Source organism: Rhizobium viscosum (genome assembly GCF_014873945.1).
GTDB classification, from domain to species: domain Bacteria; phylum Pseudomonadota; class Alphaproteobacteria; order Rhizobiales; family Rhizobiaceae; genus Rhizobium; species Rhizobium viscosum.
On sequence record NZ_JADBEC010000001.1, the window covers coordinates 1,408,224 to 1,433,823 of the forward strand.

Here is a 25,600-nt window from a genome sequence, read left to right on the forward strand (position 1 = left end):
TTTGACTGCGGGAAAGAGAATAGTTTCCGCAACCCTCTCCGCCTCCAAAGGAGTCTCCCATGAATGCCATCGTCGAACAACTGAAGAGCACCGCGGCTGCCACCAAGGCCACTGATCTGCGCGCCGCATTCGCAGCCGATCCGCAGCGCTTTTCGCGCTTTTCCGTATCGCTTGACGACCTGCTGATGGATTTTTCCAAGACGGCCGTGAACGACGAGATCCTGAAGCTTCTGGTCAAGCTCGCCGAAGAAGGCGGCGTCGAGAAGAAGCGCGAGGAGATGTTCTCCGGCAAGGCGATCAATTTCACCGAAGACCGCGCCGTTCTGCACACTGCGTTGCGCAACCGTTCCAACACGGCTGTCCTGGTCGATGGCAAGGACGTCATGCCTGACGTCAATGCCGTGCTCGCCGCCATGGGCAAGTTTGCCGACGGCGTACGCTCGGGCGCGCTGAAGGGTGCGACCGGCAAGAAGATCACCGATGTCATCAATATCGGCATCGGCGGTTCGGATCTCGGCCCTGTTATGGCAACGCTGGCGCTTGCCCCCTTCCATGACGGCCCGCGCGCCCATTTCGTCTCCAACATCGACGGCGCCCACATCGCCGATATCCTGAAGCTGGTGGAGCCGGAAACAACGCTCTTCATCGTCGCTTCGAAGACCTTCACCACCGTCGAGACGATGACGAACGCGCAGACGGCGCGCAAATTCATCGCCAGTGCACTGGGTGAAGCTGCTGTTCAGCACCATTTCGCCGCCGTTTCGACGGCGCTCGACAAGGTCTCGGCCTTCGGCATCGAAAGCGGACGCGTCTTCGGTTTCTGGGATTGGGTCGGCGGCCGCTACTCGATCTGGTCGGCAATCGGTCTGCCGCTGATGATTGCTGTCGGCCCCGAGAATTTCGGCAAGTTCCTCGACGGCGCGCATGCCATCGACAATCATTTCCGCAAAGCGCCGATTACCGAAAACTTGCCGATGCTGCTCGGCCTCATCGGCTTTTATCACCGCAATGTTCTGGGTTACCCGACCCGCGCCATCCTGCCTTACGACCAGCGCCTGTCACGCTTCCCGGCCTATCTGCAGCAGCTCGACATGGAATCGAACGGCAAGGGCGTGACCATCGACGGCACGCCGGTCGACGGCAATTCCGGCCCGGTTGTCTGGGGTGAGCCTGGCACCAACGGCCAGCACGCCTTCTACCAGCTCATTCATCAGGGCACGAGCATCATCCCGGCCGAATTCATGATCGCCGCCAACGGCTTCGAGCCGGAGCTGCGCCACCAGCATCAGCTTCTGATGTCGAATGTCCTCGCCCAGTCGGAAGCGCTGATGAAGGGCCGCACCTTCGCGGAGGCCAAGAAGCAGCTGACCGACAAGGGCATGGAAGACAAAAAGGCCGACTTCATCGCCCCGCACCGCGTCTTTACCGGCAACCGCCCGTCGATCACCTTCGTCTATGACAAGCTGACCCCCTATGCGCTCGGCCGCCTGATCGCGCTCTACGAGCATCGCGTCTTCGTCGAAGGTGTGCTCTTCCGCATCAACTCCTTCGACCAGTGGGGCGTCGAACTCGGCAAGGAACTGGCGACCGGCCTGCTGCCCGTCGTCGAAGGCAAGGAAAGCGCTGCCGGCCACGATTCCTCGACTCAAGGGTTGGTCGCCGCGCTGGCAAAGCTCGCCAAGTAATCCCGGCGACCGCGCTGCTATCGAAGCCCATCCGTGATGCGGGTGGGCTTTTTTATTTGACCCTGTCGAATTGCAGTGCATCTCGTCGTCTATGGAGAGAGTGACAGCGGAGGAACTAATGACTGCAACGGATGATGAGCTGGTGAAATTCGAAGCCGAGGGGGCGCTGCCATTGCCGCCCTCGAACGAGCAGCGCTTCGTCGAGAACAAAGGCGCGCACATCTGGTATGCGAGTTACGGCGCCGGCCCGGCCGTCATCCTTCTGCATGGCGGGCTCGGCAATAGCGGGAACTGGGGCTATCAGGTTCCCGATCTTGTAGAGGCCGGTCATCGGGTCGTGGTGATCGATAGCCGCGGTCATGGCCGCAGCACCCGTGACGACCGTCCCTATACCTATCACCTGATGGCTTCCGATGTGCTGGCCGTCATGGATCATGCCGGGATCGCGGAAGCGGCCTTCGTTGGCTGGAGCGATGGGGCCTGCACGTCCCTGATCCTGGCCGACCAACAGCCGGAGCGCGTCTGCGGCGTCTTCTTCTTCGCCTGCAATATGGATCCCAGCGGCACCAGGGAATTCAAGGCGACGCCCGTCATCGACCGCTGCTTCAGCCGTCACAGGAAGGATTATCAGGCGCTGTCCGAGACGCCTGATGCGTTCGAGGCTTTTGTCGGCGATGTCTCAAAGATGATGGCGACGGAGCCGAATTACTCGGCCGAGCAGCTGGCAGGCATCCGGGTGCCAGTGTCCATCGTGCTTGGCGAGCATGACGAATTCATCAAGCTCGAGCATGCCGATTATCTGGCGAAGACAATCCCGGATGCGGAATTCGTCCTGTTGCCGGGCGTCAGCCACTTCGCGCCGCTGCAGCAGCCTGATCTCTTCAATCGCGAAATCAGGGCCTTTCTCGACCGGATCGAATGAGGTTCAGAGAACGATTTCGCGTACCCAGGGCGGATTGACGGCGTCGCCGGCAGTGTCGGATGCTTTGACGCGCCTCAGCCCACGTCTTGGAGCAATCATGTGCGGGAGCTTGATTGCCGAAGCCAGACCGAGCCCTGCCAGCAACCGGATGAAAGACCAGCCGAGATCCAGCTGGCCCGGTTCGATACCGAGCCGCGCCGATTCCGGAAAGGCGTGATGGTTGCCGTGGAAACTCTCGCCGAAGGTTACCAGCCCGAAATGCGGCAGGTTATAGCCCTGCACCGCGACACCATCGACACTCCAGCCCTGATGGCCGTCCCGATGGGCGAAATGACCGACCAGCCAGTGACCGGTTAGCGATACCGATATGCGTACCGCAATGCCCCAGATCAACCAGGGCCATCCGCCGAGCGCGAAAAGCAGGAGCGCCAGCGGCAGTTGCTGCGCCATCCATGCCGCCTCCAGGAAGCGATAGAAGTTATCGCGCCTTTCCCGCGCCCCGATGACGAAACGCGGCGGGTGATCCAATACCACCGCGCAATGCATCTGCCAGAAGGCGTCAGTGAAGAAGGAGCGCCTGTGGGCAAAGAGGTCATGGCAGTCTTTCTGCCGCTGCGCCCAGTCGCGAATGTCGTGCGCGTAGATCATGCCGAACGGGCCAGCCATGCCGACCAGCGTCCCGAGATAGACGAGAAGGTGCTCGATCCAGATCGGGGTGCTGAACGAGCGGTGGATCAACAGCCGGTGCATGCCGACCGAATGGCCCAGGCAGATCGTGACGGCGGTCAGGACGATGAAGACGGCAAGCGCGCTCCATGTGAAGGTCAACGGTCCGCCGATAATGGCGATCAGGGTCATGGCAGTAACCCAGATCGACTTTGCGGGCATCCAGACCACCCTGCCCTTCACTGGATCGCTGTTTTCGTCGATCATGCGTCCGGTGGAAATACTGCTCATGGCAAAAGCCTCCCCTCGGGCGCATTCAACACTTGAATATCGCCCGTCAATTCGTTAATTAAGGAATTACCTAATTACTTTGCATCGAGAAAAATAATTAAGCAATACATTAATTGCCTAATTATACGATCGATCGATGTTGATGCCTAGGGCCCGGAGACCGGACTTGGACGAAGAGACTTTCGATGACGCGGCAGAAGACAGTGCCGTCGGCGCCGCCCAGCGGGTATTCCACGCGCTATCAAGTGCGCCACGCCGCAAGATTCTCGCCTATCTCTCGGCATCGGGCCTGACGGCCGGTGAGATCGCCGAGCGCTTCAGCATGTCGAAGCCGGCCGTTTCGCAGCACCTTTCCATCCTCGAAACCGCGGGGCTGATCCGGAGGGAGAAGCAGGGCCAGTTCGTCCACTATTCCCTGATAGAGAACAATCTCGTCAATACGCTGAACGGCTTCGTGCAGGAGGTCTGCCCGGTGGGTCGGCCGATCAAGAAGGAAAGCCAGGCGCGCGCCCGCACGAAGGAATAGCCGGGAGCTGCCGGCCCACTCCGTTCTTACGGCAGAAAGAACGGAAGACAGGCCGAGACTTGCGTCTCGACCCTTACAGTCGTCAGCAGGCAGATGAGAGAGCGGATCTGTCCCCGGTCTCAGAGGCCGATTTCGCGTGCCCAGGGCGGATTGGCGCCGGCGCGGGAGACGGTGACGGCGGCAGCCTTGGCGCCGAGGGCGAGCGCGTTGCGCAGGGTCTGCTCGTCGAGATTGGCGACCTGTGCCTTGGTCAGCAGATTATCCATCTTCAGCGAGGCGAGGACGCCGGCATCAAATGTGTCGCCGGCGCCGACGGTGTCGACGACGGTGACGCGTTCGCTCGGGACGGTAACCTTGCGGGCGCTGGTATAGCCGGTGGCGCCTTCTGCACCCTTGGTGATGACGACGAGCTTGGCGCCGTGGTTCAGCCAGTGGGCGGCGAGCGCGTCATGATCACCTTCGAGGCCGAACCATTCGAGATCCTCGTCGGAGAATTTCACGATGTCAGACTTGGCGGCCATGCGTTTGATGCGGGCCATATGCGCGGCCTTGTCCTTGATGAAGCCCGGGCGAATATTCGGGTCGAGCGAGATGACGCGCGTGGCGGCTTCACGGTCGAGAAGCGCCTCGTAGGTTTCGCCGCAGGGGCTCGGGATGAGGCTGATCGCGCCGAAATGCAGGGCTTCGCAGTCAGCGCCAAGGGTCGGCAGGTCGTCTGTCGTGATCATCCGGCCGGCCGTGCCCTCGTCGTAGAAGGCATAGGTCGCCTGACCGTTGACGAGCTTGACGAAGGCGATCGTGGAGGGGCGCGGCGTGATGGCGCAAGGGCTGTAATCGACATTGCTCGCCTTCAGCGTATCGAGCAGGATTTCGCCCATCATGTCATCGGCAATGCCGGTGAAGAAAGCCGTCGGAATGCCGAGCCGGCCGAGCGCAATCGCCGTATTGAAGATCGCGCCGCCGGCATAGGGCGCAAAACCCTTTTCGCCCAGGGTCGTATCCCTCGGCAGCATGTCGATCAGGGCTTCGCCGCAGCACAAAATCATCGAATTCCTCCCAACAGGACTTGCACGTTTCTCAATCGATTAAGCGAGCTTTTGTCAAAAGGCTAGAGCGAAAGCTCACTTACGCCACCATTCCTTGCCGACCAGGCGAGCGGCGCATCGAGGAAGGCCTCGACTTCCTGCAGTGTCTTGTCGTCGAAAAGCTTCTGCTGCTTGGCGATCGCCAGCACTTCGCGCCAGGTGGCGATATGATGGAACTGGACCTTGCCATTTTCAAAGCGCTGATGTGCCTCCGCGAAGATGCCGTAGAAGAACAGAGCCATGCCGTGATCGACGATGCCGCCGGCAGCTCTGATAGCATCGATGAAGGTGAACATGCTGCCGCCGGCCGTCGTCAGATCCTCGATGAGGAGAACGCGGGCGCCTTCCTTCATGTCGCCTTCGATCTGCGCATTGCGGCCGTGGCCCTTCGGCTTCTTGCGGACATAGATCATCGGCAGGCCGAGGCGATCGGCAAGCAGTGCGGCAAAGGGAATGCCTGCCGTTTCGCCGCCGGCGATGCAATCGAACTGTTCGAAGCCGGCATCGCGCAGCAGGGTGCTGGCGGCAAAATCCATCACGGTCGAGCGGACACGCGGGAAGGAGAGAAGCTTGCGGCAGTCGATGTAGACGGGGCTCATGATGCCGGAGGCATACTTATAGGGCGTCTCGGCGTTGAAATGCACCGCCTTGATCTCCCAGAGCATCTTTGCCAGCAATTCTGCCATGACGGCGCGGTCGGGAAATGTGGTCTGGATCATGCGGCTCTCTCCTTCGACTGACGTTCCAGCGGCAATAGCAGCAAGAGCGGTCGGTTTCCAGACAGAAGAGGGCTGTCAGCCAAGCAGCCGACCGATATCTGCGACCTGCATCTTCTTGAAGAGCGTTATTGCTTGCGCGCCCTCTTTCTCATCCAGCGAAACGGCGTAACGGACCGCGGCGGCAAGAAGCTGCATCGTCAGCCGGGCGATGGCCAGAAGCTCAGTCTCCGGCCGCTTCGGCCATAGCTGTTTGAGCACCGAATGAAGGGCCTGCGCATGGAATTCCATGTCTTCGGCATCGACCTGCTGAAGCAGCTTGTCCGTGTGAGTCGCGTGCCAGATATCGCGCATCACAGGCTCTCGCCGGAAGAAGGCGTAATATTCATCTGCGATGACCCCGAGAGATATTCGAAGACTATCCGGGTCCCTTACCTTGGCCAGTTCGTCGGCTACGCATTGTCGGCCCTGCTCGTTGAAGCGCTCCGCCAGCGTGCGGATGATCGAGGTCTTGTCGGGGAAATACTGATAGAGGGCACCGAAGGAAAGCTTAGCCTTTTCAACGATCTCGCTCATCTTCAAGGCATCGCTGCCATTCTTTTCGATGAGATCGGAGGCGACCGCCAGGATTTTTTCGAAGCGCTCGCGGCCGCGCTGCTGGCTCGGGATGCGGCGCGGCTGGCCGGTCGGCTCCTGCTGGCGCCTGCGCCGTGCGATCACTTCTTCTGCCATTTCCGCTTCCTTCGACTGTTGACAAGGAAAATAAGAGAGTTTATCTCATTTTGCAAATGAGAGAGTTTCTCTTGTTCTGAACCGAAGAGGAGTTTCGATATGCAGAATTCCGAAATCGTTCTGATCGGCGGATCGGGAAAAACCGGTGGCCGCATTGCCGACAGGCTGGAAGAGCTGGGACTTAACGTGCGCAAGGCGTCCCGCTCCACGATACCGGCCTTCAACTGGGAAGATCGCGCGACCTGGTGCGATGCGCTCACGGGTGCAACGAGCGCCTATGTCGCCTTCCAGCCGGACCTTTCCGTCTCCTGGGCGGCAGAGGCCATCGAGGCGCTTTCAAAGCTCGCAAGGGAGTGCGGGCTGCAGCATATCGTGCTGCTTTCCGGCCGCGGCGAAGACGGTGCGCAGCGGAGCGAAGAAGCGCTCAAGGCAGCGGGGATCGACTACACGATCCTGCGCGCCTCCTGGTTCTGCCAGAATTTCAGCGAGGGCGCTTTCGTGGAGCCGCTCATTGCCGGCAGGCTGGAGCTGCCGGCTGGCGATATCAAGGAGCCCTTCACCGATGCCGACGACATTGCCGATGCGGCAGTGGCGGCCTTCACCGATATCAGGCATCGCAACAGGATCTATGAGCTGACCGGCCCTCGCGCCCTGACCTTCCGCGAAGCCGTTGCCGAGATTGCCGCAGCCGCGGACCGTCCGATAGAATATGCGCAGGTATCGATGGCGGATTTCAAGGACGGACTTGCCGCTGCGGGAATACCCGAGCAGATCGTGGCGCTTCTGGAAGAACTCTTCGGAGAAGTGCTCGATGGGCGCAATTCCGAGGTGATGGGTGGCGTGACAGAGATACTCGGCCGCCCCGCAAGGGATTTCAGCCAATATGTGCGGGAGACCGCGGCAACCGGATTGTGGAGCGCCTGACCATGCAGATCGTTCTCGTCATTTCCCTCGTTGCCGCCGCTGTTGGCAGCGGCCTTGTCGCAGGCATCTTCTTTGCCTTCTCCACCTTCATCATGACTGCCTTTTCGCGCATCCCGGCCGAGCAGGGTATTGCTGCGATGAACTCCATCAACGTGACCATCGTCCGCTCGCCCTTCATGCTGCTTTTCGTGCCGACGGCGATCCTCTGCGTCGTGATTGGCGTGCTGGCCTTCATGAACTGGCGCGGCGGCGCCTCTTCGATGATGCTCGCCGGCGCGGCGCTCTATATCGTCGCGTCCTTTCTCTCGACCATCGTCTTCAATGTGCCGATGAATGATGCGCTCGCGAAAGTGAGCGGCAACGGCCCCGAAGCGGTGCAGCTCTGGACGACCTATCTCAGGGACTGGACCTGGTGGAACCATGTGCGCACCATCGCCTCGCTGCTGTCGTCGGTCGCTTTCGTGCGGGCGCTCATGATCATTTGAAAAGGGCGGAGGGAGTATCCCTCCACCCTCGCCAATCAGTTCTGCTGGCAGAAGGTGATGCGGTTATTGAAGGGGTCTATGACGCCCATTTCGAGGCCCCAGGGCGCCTCCTCGACACCCGGGTTCATGTAACGATAGTGTTTGGCGGCGAGTTCTGCCTGATAGGTTCTGACATCCCTCACCCGCACGAAGGCTCCCGCGCCGGGGCTGGCATCGCCGGAATGTTCGCTCAGGTGCAGCTGCATGTTTTCGCGCGAGACCTGGCAATAGAGTGGGGTGTTCTCGCCGAAACGATGTTCCCAGTCGAGCGTGAAACCCAGAAAGCCACAGTAGAATTCCATGGCTTTCTCGACCGAGAAGATGCGGAAGATCGGCACGGGCGGCTGGATGCCGATCGGAGATTTCGCCCCTTCAACCTCGTCCAGCTTTGCAGAGAGAATGTTCCACTGGTCGAAGCCGAATTGTCTGGCGACAATCTCCAGGGTTTCGCTATGAGTGAGGGAAATATCGCGGTCGGCAAGCGCCTGCCGCAGGGTTTTTGCCATAAGCTTGGCATCGCGAAAATCGCGCATGAGTTCATCCTTCCGTTGGCGGCAAACAGGAAGATCAGTGCCCGCGTCTGCTGACCCGTTCGCCATCGATTGCCAAGAGCAAGGATGTGAAGGTGGATTTGGACGCATTCACCATAATGCTTGCGCATCGCGGGGCGGCTGGCTGCATCCGGCCGGCTGTCAACTTACGAAAGGTCGCAAGAAGGATCAAGAGGCCGATCGCGCATCCTCTGACGGCACCGAATGCAAGTGGCTGGCGAGTTCGACACGATTGCGGCCGGCGCGTTTTGCGACATAGAGCGCCTTGTCCGCCTCCCCCAGCATGGCATCGAAATCCAGCGGCTTGGAGCGGCCGGGCGCGACACCGACACTGACGGTGCATTTCAGCACCTCGTCGTCGATATAGATGTCGCGCTCCTCGAAGGCCTTGCGGATGCGCTCTGCGGCAAGCTCGGCGCGGCCGGGCATGATCTCCTTCAGCACCAGCGCGAATTCCTCACCGCCGAGGCGGGCGGCTGTATCGCCGCTGCGGCAATTGGCCGAAAGTTCGCCGGCAAAGACCTTCAGGACATGGTCGCCGGCTGCATGGCCGTAGCGGTCGTTGACCGATTTGAAATGGTCGATGTCGAAGACGACGACAGCGGTCGAAACACCCATGGCGCGGACGCCATATTGGTCGAACAGCGCGCGGCGGTTCAGCAAGCCGGTCAGCGGATCGGTGATCGCATCGATGCGGTGACGGGCGGCAAGCCGCCATTGATGCAGCGCCAGCGACAGGGCGCCGATGCCGGTCATCCCGGCGATGCACACGGCGATACTGAGGTCTTCCGCCCAATTGCTGGGTGCGGCGCCAAGCACCAGCTTGCCGTCCCAGATCAACACGGCCGCGCAGAGGACGAAGGAAACCGCCGTCAAGGTATAGAGGGCGGTGATGCCTGATATCGGCGCAGGTGCTTCGGCACGGTCGAGCCAATATTGCCGGGCGGTGGTGAAGAGCAAGAAGGCGATGGCGAGATTATCGGCCATGAAGGCCAGACCGTCCAGCCCGGCGATCATCGGCGGAATGGATATGGCCATGGCGACAAGTGCGCGGACGACGATGCCTGATATCGGGAGCCGGCCGGTGCGGAACTGATAGCCAGCGCCCCAGATAGTGGCAAAACCGGCATGAAACAGCACGAAGCTGCCTGCACCAAGCATGCGCTCGGGTTGCTCCACATAGAAGGCATAGGCGAAAATGCCGGCGACGACGAGAACGAGGCCGAATGCGCCGGTGAGAAGAAAGGTTTCGGCCCGGCGCACAAGCCAGCTTCCCATGAGCGTCACGGCAAGGCAGGTTGCTGAAACGCCAAGCGCCAGCAGCAATGAGTTATAGTCAAGCATCATGCTTTAAATCTCCGCGGCTCCTGCCGCGCCGATAACGTTCTGAAATCTATCTCGTCATTGCTGACGAATGTCTTACGCATTCCGTTAAAAAACATGAATTTCGCAGCCGAACGTTACAAACTCAACATTCGGCGGCAACTATAAGAAGAATAATATTTAAGCCTATACAGGTTCTCAGGCTTTGATCTGCCAATGCAATGCAAACATCGGATCGAAGACGGTAACCGGACCGGCGCCGGTTTCGATCCTGGCTGGGAAGACGACAGGCGCATCCTGCCGCTCCAGCGTGATGCGCTCCTCGTTCGGCTCTAGCCCATACCAGGCCGGGCCGTTCAGGGAGGCGAAGGCTTCCAGCCTGTCGAGCGCACCGTCCTGCTCGAAGACATGGGCGAGGCAGCTCATCGTATTGATCGACGTATAGATCCCCGCGCAGCCGCAGGCGCATTCCTTGAGCGGATCCACATGTGGGGCAGAATCCGTGCCGAGAAAGAACCTGGCGTCGCCGCTCGTCGCCGCAGCGCGCAGCGCTAGCCTGTGGTTCTCGCGCTTGGCGACCGGCAGGCAGTAATAATGCGGGCGGATACCGCCGACGAGGATGGCGTTGCGGTTGATGATCAGGTGATGCGTGGTGATCGAGCCGGCGAGATTGGCCTTGGCCGACTTGATATAGTCGATGCCGTCAGCCGTCGTGACATGCTCCATCGTGATTTTCAGTTCCGGCAGGCGCCTGCGCAGTGGGTCCAGCACGGTCTCGATGAAGACGGCCTCGCGATCGAAGATATCGACATCGGGCGTCGTCACTTCGCCGTGGACGCAGAGCGGCAGGCCGATCTTCGCCATGCGCTCCAGCACCGGCATCGCCTTTTCCATGTCGCGCACGCCGCCATGCGAATTTGTCGTAGCCCCGGCCGGGTAGAGCTTCACGGCGGTGATGAGGCCGCTCTTCTTGCCCTCTTCCACATCGTCGGCGCTCGTATGTTCCGTGAGATAAAGCGTCATCAGCGGCTGGAAGCGATGGCCGGCCGGAAGCGCCTTCATAATGCGTTCGCGATAGGCGGTCGCATCGGCGGTCGTGACAACGGGCGGCACCAGGTTCGGCATGATGATGGCGCGCGCAAAGGTGCTGCTCGTATCCCCGATCACACCTTCCAGCATGGCGCCGTCGCGCAGATGCAGATGCCAGTCGTCAGGACGGCGGATGGTGAGCGATTGCATGGGAGCCTCCGAAGCGATGCGGGTTTCGCTTCGATAGCACCAAGACCGGTCCGGAAACAACTGTTCAGGCCAGCGCGATTTCCAATGTGATGTCTGCAGGCCGGCGATTCTCGAGGATGAGGCGACCGTTCGGCAGGTCGTTGCCATAGACTTTGGCGCTTGCTTCTTCCTCGGTCAGCTTATAACCGCGCCAGCGATCCCAGAGGCGCTCTTCCAGGACCTCCATCGGCGGGGCGAGCATGATCGTATAATCGAAGATGCCGTCGAGTTCGGCCCATTTGCCCTGGGTGAAGAGCAGATAGTTGCCCTCGATGATGATGAAGCGGTCCTGGGGATCGATCGGCCGGGCAGAGGCGATGGCAAGCTCACGCGAACGGTCGAAGACGGGAACGAGGACCTCCTGATCGGCGGGGCGCACGGCTTTGACGATATCGAGGAAGCCGCGTACATCGAAGGTTTCCGGAATGCCCTTGCGGGCCAGCAGACCACGCTCGATGAGAATGGCGTTGTCCATATGAAAGCCGTCCATGGGAAGCACCGAGGCGCTCTCGCCCTTGGCCTTCAGGGCGCTGGCGACATTGTCGGCCATAGTGGATTTGCCGGCGCCAGGTGGGCCGGCGATCGCGATGAGGAAGCGCCTGATGTTGCCGGCGCGGTTCAGAACCTCGCCGACAATTTCGTCTATTCTTGCATTCATGCAGCGACGGGCTCCGCAGGAACTGCCTTGGCGCCGGTCATGAAGGCGACGGCATCGGACATCGTGTATTCCTTGGGATTGATGACCGTCAAGCGGCGCCCAAGGCGATGGATATGGATGCGGTCCGCCACCTCGAAGACATGCGGCATGTTGTGCGAGATGAGCACGATCGGAATGCCGCGGGCGCGCACGTCGAGGATGAGTTCCAGCACACGACGGCTTTCCTTGACGCCGAGAGCGGCAGTCGGCTCGTCCATGATGATGACCTTTGAGCCGAACGCGGCCGCACGGGCAACGGCCACGCCCTGACGCTGGCCGCCGGAAAGCGTTTCCACCGCCTGGTTGATATTCTGGATGGTCATCAGGCCGAGTTCGGAAAGCTTGGCGCGTGCCTTTCTTTCCATCGTCGGCCGGTCGAGCATACGGAACCACGAACCCAGCGGACCCGGTTTACGGATCTCGCGGCCGAGGAACATGTTGTCGGCGATCGACAGTGCCGGCGAAAGGGCAAGGTTCTGATAGACGGTTTCGATGCCTGCTTCGCGCGCTTCCATCGGCGACCTGAAATGCACCTGCCGGCCTTCCAGGGTGATCACTCCTTCGTCGGGGGTGACGGCTCCAGATATCGCCTTGATGAGCGAGGATTTACCGGCACCGTTATCGCCGATGACAGCGAGGATTTCGCCCGGATAGAGGTCGAAATCGGCATTGTCGAGCGCTGTCACACGTCCATAACGCTTGACGAGGCCGCGGGCGGTGAGAATGGGTTCGACAGCCATGGTTACACCGAAACCTTTCTGATCCACTGATCGATGGCGACGGCGGCGATGATCAGCACGCCGGTCAGCAGGACTTTCCATTGCGGGTCGGCGCCGAGCATATTGAGCCCCATCGACACGACGCCGACGATCATGGCGCCGAAAAGCGTGCCGAGAATAGAGCCACGACCGCCGAACAGCGAGATGCCGCCGATCACGGTCGCGGTGATCGCCTGGAGATTGTAATCGGTGACGGCCGAGGACGGGGAGATCGAGCCGTTGCGGCCGATCGAGACCCAGGCCGCGAAGGCGGCGATGACGCCCGATATGGTGTAGACGGTCAGCAATACCTTCTTGGCCTGGATGCCGGAAAGCTTGGCTGCTTCCGGATCGTCGCCGACTGCATAGACATGCCTTCCCCAGGCGGTGTGGTTGAGCACATACCAGAGTAGAAGAACGAGCAGCACCATGGCGACGACGCCGAGCGTCAGCACGGCACTGCCGAGCTTGAAGCTCGCGGCGAAAAGATGCAGCAGCGGCGCCTGTTCGTCCACGTCGGTATCGCGGATCGTCTCGTTGGCGGAATAGATGAAATTCGTCGCCATGACGATGTTCCAGGTGCCGAGCGTGACGATGAATGGCGGCAGCTTCATGAAGGCGACGAGGAAGCCGTTCAGCAATCCACACAGGCCGCCAACAAGCAGGCCGGCAACAACGGCGATCGGCGTCGGTATGCCATAGGTAATGGCGACATTACCCATGATCACGGCCGAGATGACCATGATGACGCCGATCGAAAGATCGATGCCGGCGGTCAGGATCACCAGTGTCTGGGCCGCACCGAGAATGCCGACGATGGCGATCTGCTGCAGGATCAGGGTCAGGGTGTAGGACGAGAAGAACCGTCCGCCAATCGTTATCCCGAAGATGATGATCGCCAGCACCAGCACGATCAACGGCACGGCGGCCGGTGTCGAGTGCAGAAAATGCTGCGCGCGTTTGATCAGCGAGACATTCTCGTGCTCGAACGAAGCAACGCTCTTGTCGCTTTCGTCGAGGACGCGTTCAAATTCCTGTGCTCCGGTCATGGTTCCTCCTTCGCAGCCGCGCGCCGAACTCACGCGAAAGCCGTCGCCGATAGTCTTCCGGTCTTTGTTCAGCCGGTTTGTCGGGCGACGGCATATGGTCCGCCCAAAACGGCCGGGGATCAAGCCCCGGCCACTTCTCACACTTATTCAGGTGGGGCTTAGCCCCAGCACTTGTCCGTGCCTTCCTTGGTGTCGATCGACTTGACGCCGGAGACCGGCTTGTCAGTGACGAGCGAAACGCCGGTGTCGAAGAAGGACTTGCCTTCGGTCGGCTTCGGCTTTTCGCCGCTATCGGCGAACTTCTTGATCGCCTCGATACCGAGCGACGCCATCAGCAGCGGATATTGCTGCGAGGTGGCGCCGATGACGCCTTCCTTGACCGACTTGACACCCGGGCAACCGCCGTCGACCGATACGATCAGCACGTTCTTTTCCATGCCGACAGCCTTCAGCGCCTGATAGGCACCGACAGCGGCCGGTTCGTTGATCGTGTGGATGACGTTGATGCTCGGATCCTTCTGGAGAAGGTTTTCCATGGCCTTGCGGCCGCCTTCCTCGTTGCCGTTCGTCACGTCATGGCCGACGATGCGCTTGTCATCTTCATCGCCGATCTTGTTCGGGTTCTTCGGGTCGATGCCGAAGCCGATCATGAAGCCCTGGTCGCGCAAAACGTCGACCGTCGGCTGCGACGGGGTCAGGTCAAGGAAGCCGACCTTGGCGTCCTTGGCCTTGTCGCCGAGCGTTTCCTTAGCCCACTGGCCGATCAACTTGCCGGCGAGCAGGTTGTCGGTGGCGAAGGTGGCGTCGGCGGCATCGGCCGGCTCGAGCGGCGTGTCGAGCGCGATGACCAGCAGACCGGCATCACGCGCCTTCTTGACCGAAGAGACGATGCCCTTGGTGTCGGAAGCGGTGAGCAGGATGCCCTTTGCGCCGTCGGCAATGCAGCTTTCGATCGCTGCGACCTGGCTTTCGCTGTCGCCATCGATCTTGCCGGCATAGGACTTCAGCGAAACGCCGAGTTCCTTGGCCTTGGCCGTAGCACCTTCCTTCATCTTGACGAAGAAGGGGTTGGTGTCGGTCTTGGTGATCAGGCATGCAGAAACATCTGCCGCCATCGCCGGAGCGGAAAAGGCAACGCCGAGCGCGAGAGCGCCGAAAGCGAGAACTGATTTCTTCATGAATTCCTCCCAGAGATTAGCCGACCCGCCCCCAAGGCGGTGCCGGAATTCATGCACGGCGAGACTTGCAGAATGTGACATGAGCCCCTCCCAAAGCCGTCCCGTGCCGTTGACGATGGCAATTAAGAGCGAAAGAAAACGGCTTGTCAATAAATAAATCCAATTGAATTATTAATTCGATGTGGCATGCTGGCGGGAAATCGGGCATAGGCCGTTAATCGGGAGGAGTGGCCAATGTCGTCCTTGGATGGTCCGGATTCGATGCCGGCCCCACCGCCAATTCTGAATCCGTCCGGAGGCGCGAACCAGATCAGGGTGCGCGCCTATAACGAACGGCTCGTGCTATCGCTGGTGCGCCTCTACGGCGCCCTGTCGAAGGCCGATATCGCACGTCGCAGCGGACTTTCGGCCCAGACCGTCTCCGTCATCATGCGGGTGCTGGAGAAGGAAGGGCTGCTTTCGCGCGGCGAGCCTGTCCGCGGCCGCGTCGGCCAGCCATCCATACCCATGCGGCTCAATCCGGATGCCGTCTATTCCTTCGGCGTAAAGATCGGCCGGCGCAGCGCCGACCTCGTATTGATGGATTTTGTCGGCAGAATCCGGCTGCAGCTGCACAGGATCTATGCCTATCCCCTGCCCGACGAGATCCTGTCCTTCGTGACCCAGGGGATCAAGGAACTGGAAGGCAAGCTGGACGAGCGCGAGCGCAGCCGCATCGCCGGCCTCGGCATCGCGGCCCCGTTCGAGCTCTGGAACTGGGCCGATGAGGTGGGCGCACCCGAGGGCGCGATGGAGGTCTGGCGCGATTTCGATCTGCAGTCAGAAATCGCCAGGCAGGTCTCCTACCAGGTCTTCCTGCAGAACGACGCGACCAGCGCCTGCGGTGCGGAACTGGTGTTCGGCATCGGCCCGTCCTATCCGGATTTCGTCTATTTCTTCATCGGATCCTTCATTGGTGGCGGGATCGTTCTGAATTCATCAATCTTTTCCGGCAAGACGGGAACGGCAGGAGCCATCGGTCCGCTGCCGGTGCGCGGCAAGAACGGCGAGACGCTGCAGCTTCTGGAGATCGCTTCCATCTTCGTCTTGGAAAACATGCTGCGCGAGCGCGGCATCGACCCGCAGCCGCTCTGGTATTCGGCCGATGACTGGGTGGATTTCGGCGAACCGATGGAGGCCTGGATCCAGGATACGGCCAAGGCGCTGGCACAGGCGATCGTGGCCGCGGCCTCGATCATCGACTTCAGCGCCGCCGTCATCGATGGCGGCTTTCCGGACTGGGTGCGCCGGCGCATCGTGCAGGCGACGATCCACGAAGCTGAAAAGCTCGACCTGCAAGGCGTCGTCATGCCTGATATCGTCGAAGGCGTGGTCGGCGCGCAGGCACGTGCCATCGGCGGCGCCAGCCTGCCGATCTTCGCGCGTTATCTCACCGACCAGAATGTACTTTTCAAGGAGATCGACAATGCTGAAAGGGCTTGACCCGCTGCTGAGCCCGGACCTGCTCGCGACATTGCGCGGCATGGGCCATGGCGATGAAATCGCCATCGTCGATGGCAACTATCCGGGCATCGAGCATGCGCGGCGGCTGATCCGTCTCGACGGACATCATCTCATTCCGGTTCTCGATGCCGTTTTGAGCGTTTTGCCGATCGACGACTTTGTGGACGAAGCGATCTTCCGCTCGACCGTGAAGGCCGAGCGCGACACGCTCAACCCGGTGCATGAGGAAATGATCGCCTGCTGCGCCAGGCATGAGCCGGATCGCGAGGTCGTCCCCCTCGTTGGGCAGGATTTCTACGGTCGGGTGCGCGCGGCTCACGCGGTCATCCAGACCAGCGAGCCGCGGCTTTATGCCAATATCATCCTGCGCAAGGGCGTGATTTATCCTTCGGCCGCTGACGAAGTCGCCAAAGCCGAGGTCGATCCCTTCGTCTATTGATACCTGAGACGCGAGATCAGATCTCGCCGGCCGAGGGCCCCCAGACATCCGTCAGGGCAAAGCCGAGGGGATGCGGATCGAAGGGGTCGAGGGCAACCTGCGACAGACCGAAGGTGAAGCCGCGGCCCGTGATCGTCGGGATGACGGCCGGTATTCCAGCCACTTCCGTCACCGCCTGCAGGCCGACTTCGAATTCGGAGCCGATGATCGACTTCGACTTGAAGACATCGCCGACCTTGGCCTTGCCGCGAGCATAGAGCGTGGCGAGATTGGCGGAGTTACCCGTGCCGCAGGGCGAGCGATCAGCGCGGCCCGGCCACATGGTCGTGCAGGTGCGCACCGTGCCGTCGGCCTCGATATCGCGGAACATGACATAGGCGACGCCCGAGATTGCCGGAATTTCCGGATGGACGACGGGCATCTGGCGATTGATGAGATCCTTCAGCACCATGCCGGCCTGCACGAGTGCCGCAGCGTTGGCCTTTTCGATCGCCGAGTTGATCTGGCCGACATCGACCAGCGCGTAGAAAATGCCGCCATAGCAGATGTCGGCCTTGATCTTTCCCCAGTGCGGTGTGTCGATCTCGACATCCAGTTCGTGGACGAAGGACGGAACCATGGTGAGTTTCACCTTCTCACAGCGGCCGTCGTGGCAGGTAGCCGTCGCCTTCACCAGGCCGGCTGCGGTTTCCAGCGTGACGATGGTTTCCGGCTCCTTCATCTCGACGATGCCGGATTCCAGGAGAGCGGTTGTCACACAGATGGAGTTCGAGCCGGAGCTCGCATGCGCCTGGTCAGGCTGCAGGATGATGAAGGCCGCATCCGCATCGGGATGCTTCGGCGGCAGCAACAGGTTGACCGAACCGATCGGCGCACCACGCGGCTCAAGGCAGAGGAAGCGACGAAGTTCCTGACCCTTGGGATCAGTGTTCAGCCAGTGAAGCTGAGCGGCGACCGTCTCACCCGGAATCTTCGGCACGCCGCCGATCGCGACCTTGCCGATCTCACCTTCGGCATGAACATCCAGAAGCTGGATCGTGCGCTTCCATCTCATCTTTCAAACTCCAGTCAGACATGAGGCGGGATGCCGCCATCGCCGCAGATATTCTGGTCGGCGCCCAAGCGCCGACATGATTGCTCTCAATACCGGCTGATACGAAATGGTTTGATATCAACCGATGTTTTGACGCCTGCCACCATATCCGCGATCAGCCGCGCTGTCGTTGCCGAATAGGTGAGACCCAGATGGCCGTGGCCGGTGGCATAGAAGACGCCAGGCATTTTCGAAGAGGGCGAGATGATCGGGATCGTATCCGGCAGCGCCGGGCGGTGCCCCATCCATTCGCTGGTGTCCTGGACCTTGAGATCGGGCAGGATGCGCTGCGCATGGCGCACGAGCACGCGCGGGCGACGAAAATCGGGGGCGGCCGTCAGTCCGGCCAGCTCGACATTGCCGCCGACACGGATACCGCCTGCCGTCGGCGTGACCATGAAGGCGCGATGCGGCCAGATCACCGAATAGCGCATGGAAATACCGGGCTGCATGATCTGTGTATGATAGCCACGCTCGGTTTCGAGCGGAATCGGCTCGCCGAGGGCCTCTGCGAGGAAACGCGTATGGACGCCGGCGGCCAGGATGACCTTATCAGCTTCGATGCGGCTGCCGTTTTCGAGGAGCACGGCAGTCCTGCCATCACTCTTGCGCTCGACATTCTTCACCTGGCCGGACACGAAGTTGGCTCCTGCGGCCTTTGCGGCATCGGCGAGCTTTACAACAAGCTTATAGGGATCGCGGATGGACTTGTTATCCGGTAGCAGAACCGCCTTGGCGACTTTCGGCGACAGCGTCGGCTCGTAATATTGGATCGCGCCGTTGCTCAGCACTTCGAATTCGAGGCCGTAGCGTCGCATCAGTTCGAGATGGCCACGGTCCGCGTTGAATTCGGCCTCTGTCTCGTAGATCGCAAGGCAGCCTTCTTCGGTCATCAGTTCGGGCGCGCCGATGGCATCGAGCATGTTGCTGATATCGCCGAGGGCGATCCTGGAGAGGCTCATGCCCGCATCCTCGATCTCCCTGAGACGCGCAGGACGGCCGGCGGCGAGGAAACGCAGGAACCAGGGCAGGATTTTCGGCGCATAGCCTGGCCGCAGCCAGACCGGGCCTTCCGGATCGATCAGCCAGCGCGGCAGTTTCTTCCAGGTCGAGGGACCAGAGCCGGCTGCAAAGTCGAGCGCGATGCTCGCCATATTGCCGTAGGAAGTTCCCTTGCCCGGTTCACCCTTGTCGATCAGCGTTACCTCAAAACCGCGCCGCTGCAGTTCGAAAGCAATCGAAGCGCCGATCACACCGGCGCCGACAACGGCTACCGTCTTATTCGTTTCATTCGCCATGTCTTGTCCACCGCACGGCAGAGTCGATTGCCGTTGGAGATGTGATATATCACAACGAAGCGAATGCCTATGATTTTTTACTGAGCCTCTTCGGGCAGCCCCGCGCCGACGCTATCGCCCACGGATCCGACCGTATTGTTCATCGACTGGCCAAGACGGCGAACCTGATCGTCGTAGTTGCGACGGGTGCGGGGATCGAAGATGGCGATCGGCGTGCTGACCGCAAGGCTGACCGCGCCGCCGGCGGTCTGAGCCGCTCCCATGGCGACTGCGCCGACCGCTTCACCGAGCCCGACTTCGGAATCGGTGATGGTTTGGCCGGCAATCAGGCGGTCACCAATGAGCTTCACCACTTCTGGGCTTTCGGCGAATTTGCCATGGTTCAGGCGATCGCCGGTCTTCAGCTTGGTCAGGTCAAGCACGGTGATGCCGGCCGCTTCCAGCTTGCTGCGATAGGGCTCGGCAGAAGGATCAATCTGGCCGAGACGATCGACATTGCCGGAGATGCGACGCGAAAGCGCCAACGCCCGGTCATCCCGGGATACGAAGATGGTGAAATGCGGCTTGTCCTTGCCGAGGCTCATAAACTGGCGGCCGAACACGTCGACATCGAGATCCGGCGAGGCAAGAATGACGTTGTTGATCTTGGAGGCGACGTGGCCGTCGCGGATCGCCATCTGGCGCAGGGCCTCGACCGTCAGCCACGTGCCCATGGAGTGGGCCATGACGGTGATATCGCCGACGGCCGGATTGTTGGCTGTGCGCCGCAGCAGCTCTTCCAGGGCATCGCGCGAATAGTTGGTGCTTTCCTTGTCGTAATTGTAGTCGAAGATGCTGGCGCGCGAAGGCCAGGTGAAAACAACAGGCGCAACGTCGGCATGCGAATCATGGACGATCTGCGCGAAGCGATAGACTGCATCCTCGTAGCGGTTGTTGAAGCCATGAACGAAGATGAGGACGCGCTTGCTCTTCGGCATATGCGTTCTCAACCAGTTCTCGCCCGCCTTCTCTCCATTGAGCGGATCGACAGCGACAGTGACGAAATCCTTGAGAGGATCGCCAGGCAGACGACGCGGCCATTGCACCTGCCCGACCTTGCGATTGGAGTCCGGCGGAATGGAGATATCGACGGCATCGACCATCAACCCGGTGCCACGCTCACCGGAGAAGAGAACGGCGGGATTTTCATCAGCAGCACGCGTGGTCGCCACCAGCAAATCAACGCGCGACGTACCCGGTGGGACAGTGCCAGCCGCCTGCATGACACCGATCGGCCGCCCGCAGGAAACAAGACCAAGGCACAAGACGAGCAGGGCTGCGAGAGCTTTGCACGAAACGCCGCATCTGCCGATCATGACATCTCCGCATGTTCAGGCGTCATCGCGCCAAGCCACCGACATGCGCTTGCCCGCGCGCTTCCAGATAGTCTGAGGCCAAGGGCGGAGTCAATTTCACGAAGGTTTTAGGAGAGATTTGAGCCTGAAAAGAAAAGAGCCCGACGCGGGAGGAGGTGCGTCGGGCTCTTGATCCTGACTGACAACTGGGAGGAGGAGTGTTGTCAGTCCGATGAAAGGGAGCGCTGGGAGGAGGAGTGCGCTGCCTTCGAGATCATTAATACCCAATTCATTTGATGGAGAATAGCGAAATTACCGCAATGCAGCAATGCATTGGGCGCAATGCTTGCCTCGTTGGCGTCACACGTGCGCCTCATTTTACGGCATCTTTGATCAATTGATCAAAATATTCCGCAAATTGCCCACGCGCGGATCCATACAGGCCCGGCCATCCGCGGGCGATGAAGACGGCCGCAGCTGACGCCGCGGCCGTTTCATGACTGATCCTATGCTTATCAGGCGGCCTTGAAGAGCTTCTTGCCTTCGGCGTCGAGGGCAGTGAACTCTTCGTCCGACAGCGTGATGTTTACCGCGGCGACGTTTTCTTCCAGATGCTTGACCTTGGATGTGCCAGGGATCGGTAGCATGACGGGGCTGCGCTTCAGCACCCAGTCCAATGCGATCTGGCTCGGGGCGGCATTGTGTTTCTTGGCGATCGTGTCGAGCAGCGAGCCGGGCTTGGCGAGATCGCCGGCAGCCAGCGGATACCAGGGGATGAAGCCGATATTGTGCTTGGCACAATAGTCGAGCACATCCTCGCTGGTGCGGTCGACGAGATTGTAGCGGTTCTGAACCGTCGCGACCTTGAAGACTTTGGAGGCGGCTTCGATATCGGCGACCGAGACTTCGCTGAGGCCTGCATGACGGATGAGGCCGGAATCGAGCAGCGACTTGATGGTGTCGAACTGCTCCTTGGCCGGAACCTTCGGGTCGATACGATGCAGCTGCCAGAGATCGATCTGCTCGACGCCGAGATTGCGCAGGCTCTTATGTACCTGCTGGATCAGATATTCCGGGCGGCCGAGCGGCAGCCAGATATTCGGACCGTGGCGCGTGAGGCCGCCCTTGGTGGCGACAACGAGGCCCTTCTTGTAGGGGTGGAGCGCTTCCTTGATCAGCCATTCGGAAATGTCGGGACCATAGGAATCGGCCGTATCGATGAAGTTGACGCCGAGTTCCGGCAGGCGCTTCAGCGTGCGGATCGATTCATCGTGATCGGCAGGATTGCCCCAGATACCGTCGCCGGTGATGCGCATGGCGCCGAAGCCGAGGCGGTTGACCTCCAGATCGCCGCCGATCTTGAAGGTGCCGGATTTCGCTGCATTGTAATCAGTCATCGTCTCTTCCTCTCTTGGTCAATAAAATCACTCAAAATCGGCGGAGCTGGAGACCTGTTCTCAAGCGTCAAATATGGTCTCGAGGGCCCCAGCCCTTCGCGAACGGAGCTAATCGCGTCACGCCAAGCAACAGATGGTCCGGCGGATTGTCGGATGCAATGAGCGTCAGCATTGCAGAAGCTGCCTTTTTGGATCGCCCGGCTCGACGACCGTCACTTGGATGCCGAAGCTCCCACCCCACTTGCCGAGATTCTCGGAAATGCCTTCGTGGGCGAACTTGCTGCCATGATGAAAAGCGATGCCCGGCATGGCGATGATCCCGCCCATCGAGGTGACATGTGAGCAGTGGCCGCTGCTGCGTTTGCGCATATAGTGCAGCACCGCTTGCATGACAGCCACCGGCGAAAAACATTCACCTTGAATTGGATGCACGGCTCGCGCGCGTCACCAACATCCCGGAACGGGCATCGATCCGAAGCACCGCGGCGACAAGAAGGGTAATCGTCCAGGCGTGAAAATTACCTAGAACCCGGACTTTGCTTCTTCACCGAATTCGGCCAGCATCTTCCAGAGTTCACCAAGGATCTTACGTGCGAAGGCTTCCATCGCGACGCTTTCGGTCGAAGCAGCGGATACGCGCTGCTGCCAGAGCTCACCGCCAACGCGCAGCGCGCCGATGACAACAGCCGAAAGCAGGCGCATGTGTGTCCGCACATCCGGATCACCGCCCTTGCGGGCAATCAGCGCCTCGGTCAGCTTCTGCTCCAGCTTGGCATATTTGAGCTGATCGCGGGCCTTGAGGGTCGGCGTGGAATGGATCAATTGACCGAGCGCCAGAACGCGCTCGTCAAGCGATCCGGTTACGGTGACGATAAGAGCTTCTTCAACCGCCTTGATGGAGGATTCGGCGGCCGGGCGTGCGGCAATCGCCGCCATCAGGCGATCAGCAAAGGAATCCTGCCAGGCGAAGACGACCTCTTCCTTCGACGGGAAATAATCAAAGAAACTACGCTTCGAAACATCTGCGGCTTCGGTGATTTCCTCAATCGTCGTCGCGTCGAACCCACGCTCCAGAAAGAGGCTCATCGCTGCCTGCTCGATGCGTTCGCGGGTCTGGCGCCGCTTGCGGTCGCGCCTGCCCTCGACGGCTTCAGCCTGTTTCTTCTCTGTCATTTCCATCAGGTGTCATTCAGTCATCCGCTTCGGAGAAAGCGGCGATCTCGATATCCGCTCCGCTGCTGCGATATTTGAAACGCTCACGCGAAAGCTCCAGTGGTTTGCGGCGCGAAATCCGGTAAACGGAGGCTGGCGGCAGGTTGCGCACCGTGCCGCCGATGCGCGTGGCTTTCAGGCCCAGGCGGTCAAGGATCGGACGCGGCACGGGACAGCGCGGCCCATAGGTAAACTGATAGAAGGCGCCGCCGGCCCGCATATAGACGAAGGCACCGGCAAGGATCGAGGCGATCTTGCGCGGCGACATGGAAAGCAACGGCAAGCCGCTGACGACGGCGCCGACGGGTTCACCCTCGAATATATCAGCCTGCGCCAACTGAGCGGCATCCATCTGCAGGATGCGTGCATCTGGAAAACGCTTCTGAAGCGACCCGATGAATTCAGGACCATATTCGATCAGCGTCAGATCGGATTCGCTGATACCGCGCGCAAGCAGCGCGCGGGTAAAGACGCCGGTGCCTGGTCCAAGCTCGATGATCGGACCGTCGAGCGCTGCGATCTCACTGGTCATGATCCGCGCAAGCGAATCACCGGAGGGCGCAATGGCCGCAACCCTCAGCGGGTTGTTCAGCCAAGACCGAAAAAAATGCAGGAAATCGGAGCATGCAGTCTTTGCGATCATGATTTTCCTACCGTCTGAAATGCGATTGACTAGCGAAGCGACGATCTCTCGCAGCATGGCAATTCCAAGGCGGGCCCGTCAATCCATCGTCTTTACGCATGGCTTTTCGCACAATAATTCATGCATATTTGTACTTACTGTATTTTTGCATTTTGTGCAACGAAGTGTAATCCGATAGCTGCGACGCGCCAAACCTGATGCAATTTACACGGCTAAAGACATGCCCGCACAAGGGGAGCCGCGACCAATAAAGGCTGTGGCAGGCCTGCTGCGACCTCACCGTTCCCCTTCGATGCTGTGATGTGCCATTTTCCCCCAGAACGAAAAAGGCAGCCGTGAAGGCTGCCCTCTTTTCGCGACAGGGATGTCGGCGCCATCCCTCGCCTATGTCTGCAAGCGGCTTCAGTAATTGCAGCCCGAACTGCTGGTCGGGTTGAAGCGCAGGCTGCAAGCCATATTGAGCGACTTCTTCCGGCCGTACTGGTAAGATTCGGAGCTGGTGGAAGCACCATTGACGGATCCGGTGGTACGCGGCTCTTTGCGAGCGTTCGTGTTCTTCTGCTGCTTTACGACCTGCTGCTGTTGCGCCGGGGCTGCGTTGGCAGATGCGAAAGCCGAAACGCTGACGATTGCGCCAAGGGCTACGGCCACGAGGCCATTCTTCACGATATTGACCATTTCTTGTCTCCTTGGGAGGATGGTTGGAATTTACGCCAAGGAGCTAGGAAGCGGATTTGTCATATTCTACTGGGCCGCAACAGCGATCACGGATACGTGAGTTCCGAATACGGACGCGAAAAAGGCGGCTTTTGGCCGCCTTTTTCTTTGCCGGCTCAGTAGCCGTTATCGCACGGCATGCTGCCGGGTCCGATCGTGCCGGTAAACGTGGGGTTGCACATAGTTTTGGGTGCAGGGCGATTTTCGGGTTGGCGGACAATCGAGCCCGTAGTGCCGGCTTCGACGCCGAACGCAGCAAGCGGATACCAGTAGCCGTCGGAGTGACGGCGGGTACCGGGGCGTTCCGTGCGGAACCCATGAAAGCCATGCCAATAGCCGGCATGTGCTTTATATTGCACCATTTCCACATTCGACGGGACCGGGATCCGGGCCTGCTGAACGGGCGCCGCCAGCGCGGGAACGGTAGACGAGAGGGCGAGAAGAGCGCTGATCGCAAAGGCGGACGGGGCTAGATTAAGCATTTTCATGATAAACCCTCCTTACTGGATTTACCTAAGAAAAATGCGTTCTATGCGCGCGAAGTTCCGCCATCACACGTAGCTTCCTGCACTTGTGATTGCAGGCGATCCGGCGTGACTGAAAGACACAAAAAATCAAAATTTGCGATTTGCAGAAGCAGGTCGAGTGGGCTCCTGCAACAATTCATCGGCTGCGTGAATTCACCATTCTCAATTCGCGTACAAAGGACGATAGCCCTGGCTTGCGACGCAGGAGACATATTGCCTGTGAGCCGCGCTGCTTGCATTGGTTTCCCGTTCCATCGCGTCGCGGTGCCCGGTCATCTGCGCACGCAGGTCGTACTGCTTGTTTGCCTCATCATACATGGCGTTGGCATCGGACATACAGAGGCTGTGGGTGACACCAGGCGGATTGACGGGTGACGCGACCGGCACGAGCACAGGCGCATTGGCGCGATCGATACAGCCTGCCAGAGCAGCCATCGTCGCGACGAGACCAACGACACCAACAATTCTCGTCATCATCCAACCCTCCGGCTTCTCGCCCGACACAATCCATCGCTTCCGCAGATAGACGCCG

The 25,600-nt window shown here is 60.2% G+C and carries 28 protein-coding genes; 7 read left to right on the forward strand and 21 right to left on the reverse strand.

The features are described 5' to 3' along the window. Positions 1 to 59: 59 nt before the first annotated feature. Positions 60 to 1,685, forward strand: a complete 1,626-nt coding sequence (pgi, locus tag H4W29_RS07060; protein WP_192728291.1) for a glucose-6-phosphate isomerase — start codon at positions 60 to 62, stop codon at positions 1,683 to 1,685. A gap of 118 nt (positions 1,686 to 1,803) precedes the next feature. Next, a complete protein-coding gene (locus H4W29_RS07065) occupies positions 1,804 to 2,607 on the forward strand; it encodes an alpha/beta fold hydrolase (protein WP_192728292.1) in 804 nt (267 codons plus the stop codon). A 3-nt stretch (positions 2,608 to 2,610) separates the two neighbouring features. On the opposite strand, the gene H4W29_RS07070 is transcribed toward H4W29_RS07065, so the two are convergent. Further along, positions 2,611 to 3,564, reverse strand: a complete 954-nt coding sequence (locus tag H4W29_RS07070) for an acyl-CoA desaturase (protein WP_192728293.1) — start codon at positions 3,562 to 3,564, stop codon at positions 2,611 to 2,613. 166 nt (positions 3,565 to 3,730) lie between these two features. On the opposite strand from H4W29_RS07070, the gene H4W29_RS07075 reads away from it, so the two are divergent. Next, positions 3,731 to 4,090 carry a metalloregulator ArsR/SmtB family transcription factor gene (locus H4W29_RS07075; protein WP_192728294.1) on the forward strand — a complete coding sequence of 120 codons (360 nt, stop codon included), beginning with the start codon at positions 3,731 to 3,733 and terminating at the stop codon, positions 4,088 to 4,090. Between the two features lie 119 nt (positions 4,091 to 4,209). On the opposite strand, the gene H4W29_RS07080 is transcribed toward H4W29_RS07075, so the two are convergent. From H4W29_RS07080 to H4W29_RS07090, 3 genes are all read right to left on the reverse strand, one after another. Further along, positions 4,210 to 5,136 carry a carbohydrate kinase family protein gene (locus H4W29_RS07080; protein WP_192728295.1) on the reverse strand — a complete coding sequence of 309 codons (927 nt, stop codon included), beginning with the start codon at positions 5,134 to 5,136 and terminating at the stop codon, positions 4,210 to 4,212. 62 nt (positions 5,137 to 5,198) lie between these two features. Further along, positions 5,199 to 5,894: an orotate phosphoribosyltransferase gene (locus H4W29_RS07085; RefSeq protein WP_192728296.1), complete on the reverse strand. Its 696-nt coding sequence runs from the start codon at positions 5,892 to 5,894 to the stop codon at positions 5,199 to 5,201. A 75-nt stretch (positions 5,895 to 5,969) separates the two neighbouring features. Next, the gene (locus tag H4W29_RS07090) at positions 5,970 to 6,623 is read right to left on the reverse strand and encodes a TetR/AcrR family transcriptional regulator (RefSeq protein ID WP_192728297.1); all 654 of its coding nucleotides are present in this window, start codon (positions 6,621 to 6,623) and stop codon (positions 5,970 to 5,972) included. Positions 6,624 to 6,722: 99 nt separating this feature from the next. On the opposite strand from H4W29_RS07090, the gene H4W29_RS07095 reads away from it, so the two are divergent. Together H4W29_RS07095 and H4W29_RS07100 are read left to right on the forward strand one after the other, a co-directional pair. Continuing rightward, entirely contained in the window at positions 6,723 to 7,547 is an 825-nt protein-coding gene (locus tag H4W29_RS07095) for an SDR family oxidoreductase (protein ID WP_192728298.1), read from the forward strand. 2 nt (positions 7,548 to 7,549) lie between these two features. After that, positions 7,550 to 8,032, forward strand: coding sequence for an anthrone oxygenase family protein (locus H4W29_RS07100; RefSeq protein WP_192728299.1), 483 nt, complete (start codon positions 7,550 to 7,552; stop codon positions 8,030 to 8,032). Positions 8,033 to 8,067: 35 nt separating this feature from the next. Here the strand turns inward: H4W29_RS07100 and H4W29_RS07105 are convergent, their stop codons facing one another. The 7 genes from H4W29_RS07105 to H4W29_RS07135 all read right to left on the reverse strand — a co-directional run bounded on the left by H4W29_RS07105 (position 8,068) and on the right by H4W29_RS07135 (position 14,905). Next, positions 8,068 to 8,604: a glyoxalase superfamily protein gene (locus H4W29_RS07105; RefSeq protein WP_192728300.1), complete on the reverse strand. Its 537-nt coding sequence runs from the start codon at positions 8,602 to 8,604 to the stop codon at positions 8,068 to 8,070. A 186-nt stretch (positions 8,605 to 8,790) separates the two neighbouring features. After that, a complete protein-coding gene (locus tag H4W29_RS07110; RefSeq protein WP_192728301.1) occupies positions 8,791 to 9,969 on the reverse strand; it encodes a GGDEF domain-containing protein in 1,179 nt (392 codons plus the stop codon). A gap of 174 nt (positions 9,970 to 10,143) precedes the next feature. After that, a complete protein-coding gene (pyrC, locus tag H4W29_RS07115; RefSeq protein ID WP_192728302.1) occupies positions 10,144 to 11,184 on the reverse strand; it encodes a dihydroorotase in 1,041 nt (346 codons plus the stop codon). 64 nt (positions 11,185 to 11,248) lie between these two features. Then, positions 11,249 to 11,881, reverse strand: coding sequence for a nucleoside triphosphate hydrolase (locus H4W29_RS07120; RefSeq protein ID WP_192728303.1), 633 nt, complete (start codon positions 11,879 to 11,881; stop codon positions 11,249 to 11,251). Further along, positions 11,878 to 12,660: an ATP-binding cassette domain-containing protein gene (locus H4W29_RS07125; protein WP_192728304.1), complete on the reverse strand. Its 783-nt coding sequence runs from the start codon at positions 12,658 to 12,660 to the stop codon at positions 11,878 to 11,880. The genes H4W29_RS07120 and H4W29_RS07125 overlap by 4 nt, the downstream gene beginning before the upstream one ends. Positions 12,661 to 12,662: 2 nt before the next feature. Continuing rightward, the gene (locus H4W29_RS07130; RefSeq protein WP_192728305.1) at positions 12,663 to 13,727 is read right to left on the reverse strand and encodes an ABC transporter permease; all 1,065 of its coding nucleotides are present in this window, start codon (positions 13,725 to 13,727) and stop codon (positions 12,663 to 12,665) included. Positions 13,728 to 13,885: 158 nt separating this feature from the next. Continuing rightward, complete coding sequence (locus tag H4W29_RS07135) at positions 13,886 to 14,905, reverse strand: sugar ABC transporter substrate-binding protein (RefSeq protein WP_183728099.1); 1,020 nt, start codon at positions 14,903 to 14,905, stop codon at positions 13,886 to 13,888. A gap of 234 nt (positions 14,906 to 15,139) precedes the next feature. On the opposite strand from H4W29_RS07135, the gene H4W29_RS07140 reads away from it, so the two are divergent. After that, the gene (locus H4W29_RS07140) at positions 15,140 to 16,387 is read left to right on the forward strand and encodes an ROK family transcriptional regulator (RefSeq protein ID WP_192728306.1); all 1,248 of its coding nucleotides are present in this window, start codon (positions 15,140 to 15,142) and stop codon (positions 16,385 to 16,387) included. Then, the gene (locus H4W29_RS07145) at positions 16,371 to 16,847 is read left to right on the forward strand and encodes an RbsD/FucU family protein (RefSeq protein ID WP_192728307.1); all 477 of its coding nucleotides are present in this window, start codon (positions 16,371 to 16,373) and stop codon (positions 16,845 to 16,847) included. The genes H4W29_RS07140 and H4W29_RS07145 overlap by 17 nt, the downstream gene beginning before the upstream one ends. Positions 16,848 to 16,863: 16 nt before the next feature. Here H4W29_RS07145 and H4W29_RS07150 read toward each other — a convergent pair whose 3' ends face one another. From H4W29_RS07150 to H4W29_RS07195, 10 genes are all read right to left on the reverse strand, one after another. Next, complete coding sequence (locus H4W29_RS07150; protein WP_192728308.1) at positions 16,864 to 17,901, reverse strand: 4-hydroxyproline epimerase; 1,038 nt, start codon at positions 17,899 to 17,901, stop codon at positions 16,864 to 16,866. Positions 17,902 to 17,987: 86 nt separating this feature from the next. Then, positions 17,988 to 19,238: an NAD(P)/FAD-dependent oxidoreductase gene (locus H4W29_RS07155; RefSeq protein ID WP_192728309.1), complete on the reverse strand. Its 1,251-nt coding sequence runs from the start codon at positions 19,236 to 19,238 to the stop codon at positions 17,988 to 17,990. A gap of 77 nt (positions 19,239 to 19,315) precedes the next feature. Continuing rightward, positions 19,316 to 20,593 (reverse strand): alpha/beta hydrolase, encoded by a 1,278-nt coding sequence (locus tag H4W29_RS07160; protein WP_192728310.1) that lies wholly within the window; start codon positions 20,591 to 20,593, stop codon positions 19,316 to 19,318. Positions 20,594 to 21,087: 494 nt separating this feature from the next. Continuing rightward, the gene (locus H4W29_RS07165; protein ID WP_192728311.1) at positions 21,088 to 21,969 is read right to left on the reverse strand and encodes an aldo/keto reductase; all 882 of its coding nucleotides are present in this window, start codon (positions 21,967 to 21,969) and stop codon (positions 21,088 to 21,090) included. A 165-nt stretch (positions 21,970 to 22,134) separates the two neighbouring features. Further along, the gene (locus H4W29_RS07170; RefSeq protein WP_246517133.1) at positions 22,135 to 22,359 is read right to left on the reverse strand and encodes an SDR family NAD(P)-dependent oxidoreductase; all 225 of its coding nucleotides are present in this window, start codon (positions 22,357 to 22,359) and stop codon (positions 22,135 to 22,137) included. Between the two features lie 132 nt (positions 22,360 to 22,491). Next, the gene (locus H4W29_RS07175) at positions 22,492 to 23,142 is read right to left on the reverse strand and encodes a TetR family transcriptional regulator (protein ID WP_192730686.1); all 651 of its coding nucleotides are present in this window, start codon (positions 23,140 to 23,142) and stop codon (positions 22,492 to 22,494) included. 16 nt (positions 23,143 to 23,158) lie between these two features. Then, a complete protein-coding gene (locus H4W29_RS07180) occupies positions 23,159 to 23,824 on the reverse strand; it encodes a class I SAM-dependent methyltransferase (protein WP_192728312.1) in 666 nt (221 codons plus the stop codon). Positions 23,825 to 24,226: 402 nt separating this feature from the next. Beyond that, positions 24,227 to 24,502: a hypothetical protein gene (locus H4W29_RS07185; protein WP_192728313.1), complete on the reverse strand. Its 276-nt coding sequence runs from the start codon at positions 24,500 to 24,502 to the stop codon at positions 24,227 to 24,229. Between the two features lie 155 nt (positions 24,503 to 24,657). Beyond that, a complete protein-coding gene (locus H4W29_RS07190) occupies positions 24,658 to 25,029 on the reverse strand; it encodes a cell surface protein (RefSeq protein ID WP_192728314.1) in 372 nt (123 codons plus the stop codon). 201 nt (positions 25,030 to 25,230) lie between these two features. Continuing rightward, the gene (locus H4W29_RS07195; RefSeq protein WP_192728315.1) at positions 25,231 to 25,545 is read right to left on the reverse strand and encodes a hypothetical protein; all 315 of its coding nucleotides are present in this window, start codon (positions 25,543 to 25,545) and stop codon (positions 25,231 to 25,233) included. Positions 25,546 to 25,600: the final 55 nt, after the last annotated feature.

Bases quoted from the DNA above. Each gene is read 5' to 3' on its own strand.
- pgi (WP_192728291.1), top strand. From the start codon at position 60: ATGAATGCCATCGTCGAACAACTGAAGAGCACCGCGGCTGCCACCAAG.
- H4W29_RS07070 (WP_192728293.1), bottom strand. From the start codon at position 3,564: ATGAGCAGTATTTCCACCGGACGCATGATCGACGAAAACAGCGATCCA.
- H4W29_RS07175 (WP_192730686.1), bottom strand. From the start codon at position 23,142: ATGACAGAGAAGAAACAGGCTGAAGCCGTCGAGGGCAGGCGCGACCGC.
- H4W29_RS07170 (WP_246517133.1), bottom strand. From the start codon at position 22,359: ATGCAAGCGGTGCTGCACTATATGCGCAAACGCAGCAGCGGCCACTGC.
- H4W29_RS07120 (WP_192728303.1), bottom strand. From the start codon at position 11,881: ATGAATGCAAGAATAGACGAAATTGTCGGCGAGGTTCTGAACCGCGCC.
- H4W29_RS07185 (WP_192728313.1), bottom strand. From the start codon at position 24,502: ATGGTCAATATCGTGAAGAATGGCCTCGTGGCCGTAGCCCTTGGCGCA.
- H4W29_RS07065 (WP_192728292.1), top strand. From the start codon at position 1,804: ATGACTGCAACGGATGATGAGCTGGTGAAATTCGAAGCCGAGGGGGCG.
- H4W29_RS07145 (WP_192728307.1), top strand. From the start codon at position 16,371: ATGCTGAAAGGGCTTGACCCGCTGCTGAGCCCGGACCTGCTCGCGACA.
- H4W29_RS07195 (WP_192728315.1), bottom strand. From the start codon at position 25,545: ATGATGACGAGAATTGTTGGTGTCGTTGGTCTCGTCGCGACGATGGCT.
- H4W29_RS07110 (WP_192728301.1), bottom strand. From the start codon at position 9,969: ATGATGCTTGACTATAACTCATTGCTGCTGGCGCTTGGCGTTTCAGCA.
- H4W29_RS07150 (WP_192728308.1), bottom strand. From the start codon at position 17,901: ATGAGATGGAAGCGCACGATCCAGCTTCTGGATGTTCATGCCGAAGGT.
- H4W29_RS07125 (WP_192728304.1), bottom strand. From the start codon at position 12,660: ATGGCTGTCGAACCCATTCTCACCGCCCGCGGCCTCGTCAAGCGTTAT.
- H4W29_RS07180 (WP_192728312.1), bottom strand. From the start codon at position 23,824: ATGATCGCAAAGACTGCATGCTCCGATTTCCTGCATTTTTTTCGGTCT.
- H4W29_RS07190 (WP_192728314.1), bottom strand. From the start codon at position 25,029: ATGAAAATGCTTAATCTAGCCCCGTCCGCCTTTGCGATCAGCGCTCTT.
- H4W29_RS07130 (WP_192728305.1), bottom strand. From the start codon at position 13,727: ATGACCGGAGCACAGGAATTTGAACGCGTCCTCGACGAAAGCGACAAG.
- H4W29_RS07090 (WP_192728297.1), bottom strand. From the start codon at position 6,623: ATGGCAGAAGAAGTGATCGCACGGCGCAGGCGCCAGCAGGAGCCGACC.
- H4W29_RS07095 (WP_192728298.1), top strand. From the start codon at position 6,723: ATGCAGAATTCCGAAATCGTTCTGATCGGCGGATCGGGAAAAACCGGT.
- H4W29_RS07080 (WP_192728295.1), bottom strand. From the start codon at position 5,136: ATGATTTTGTGCTGCGGCGAAGCCCTGATCGACATGCTGCCGAGGGAT.
- H4W29_RS07105 (WP_192728300.1), bottom strand. From the start codon at position 8,604: ATGCGCGATTTTCGCGATGCCAAGCTTATGGCAAAAACCCTGCGGCAG.
- H4W29_RS07140 (WP_192728306.1), top strand. From the start codon at position 15,140: ATGTCGTCCTTGGATGGTCCGGATTCGATGCCGGCCCCACCGCCAATT.
- H4W29_RS07085 (WP_192728296.1), bottom strand. From the start codon at position 5,894: ATGATCCAGACCACATTTCCCGACCGCGCCGTCATGGCAGAATTGCTG.
- H4W29_RS07100 (WP_192728299.1), top strand. From the start codon at position 7,550: ATGCAGATCGTTCTCGTCATTTCCCTCGTTGCCGCCGCTGTTGGCAGC.
- H4W29_RS07155 (WP_192728309.1), bottom strand. From the start codon at position 19,238: ATGGCGAATGAAACGAATAAGACGGTAGCCGTTGTCGGCGCCGGTGTG.
- pyrC (WP_192728302.1), bottom strand. From the start codon at position 11,184: ATGCAATCGCTCACCATCCGCCGTCCTGACGACTGGCATCTGCATCTG.
- H4W29_RS07160 (WP_192728310.1), bottom strand. From the start codon at position 20,593: ATGATCGGCAGATGCGGCGTTTCGTGCAAAGCTCTCGCAGCCCTGCTC.
- H4W29_RS07165 (WP_192728311.1), bottom strand. From the start codon at position 21,969: ATGACTGATTACAATGCAGCGAAATCCGGCACCTTCAAGATCGGCGGC.
- H4W29_RS07135 (WP_183728099.1), bottom strand. From the start codon at position 14,905: ATGAAGAAATCAGTTCTCGCTTTCGGCGCTCTCGCGCTCGGCGTTGCC.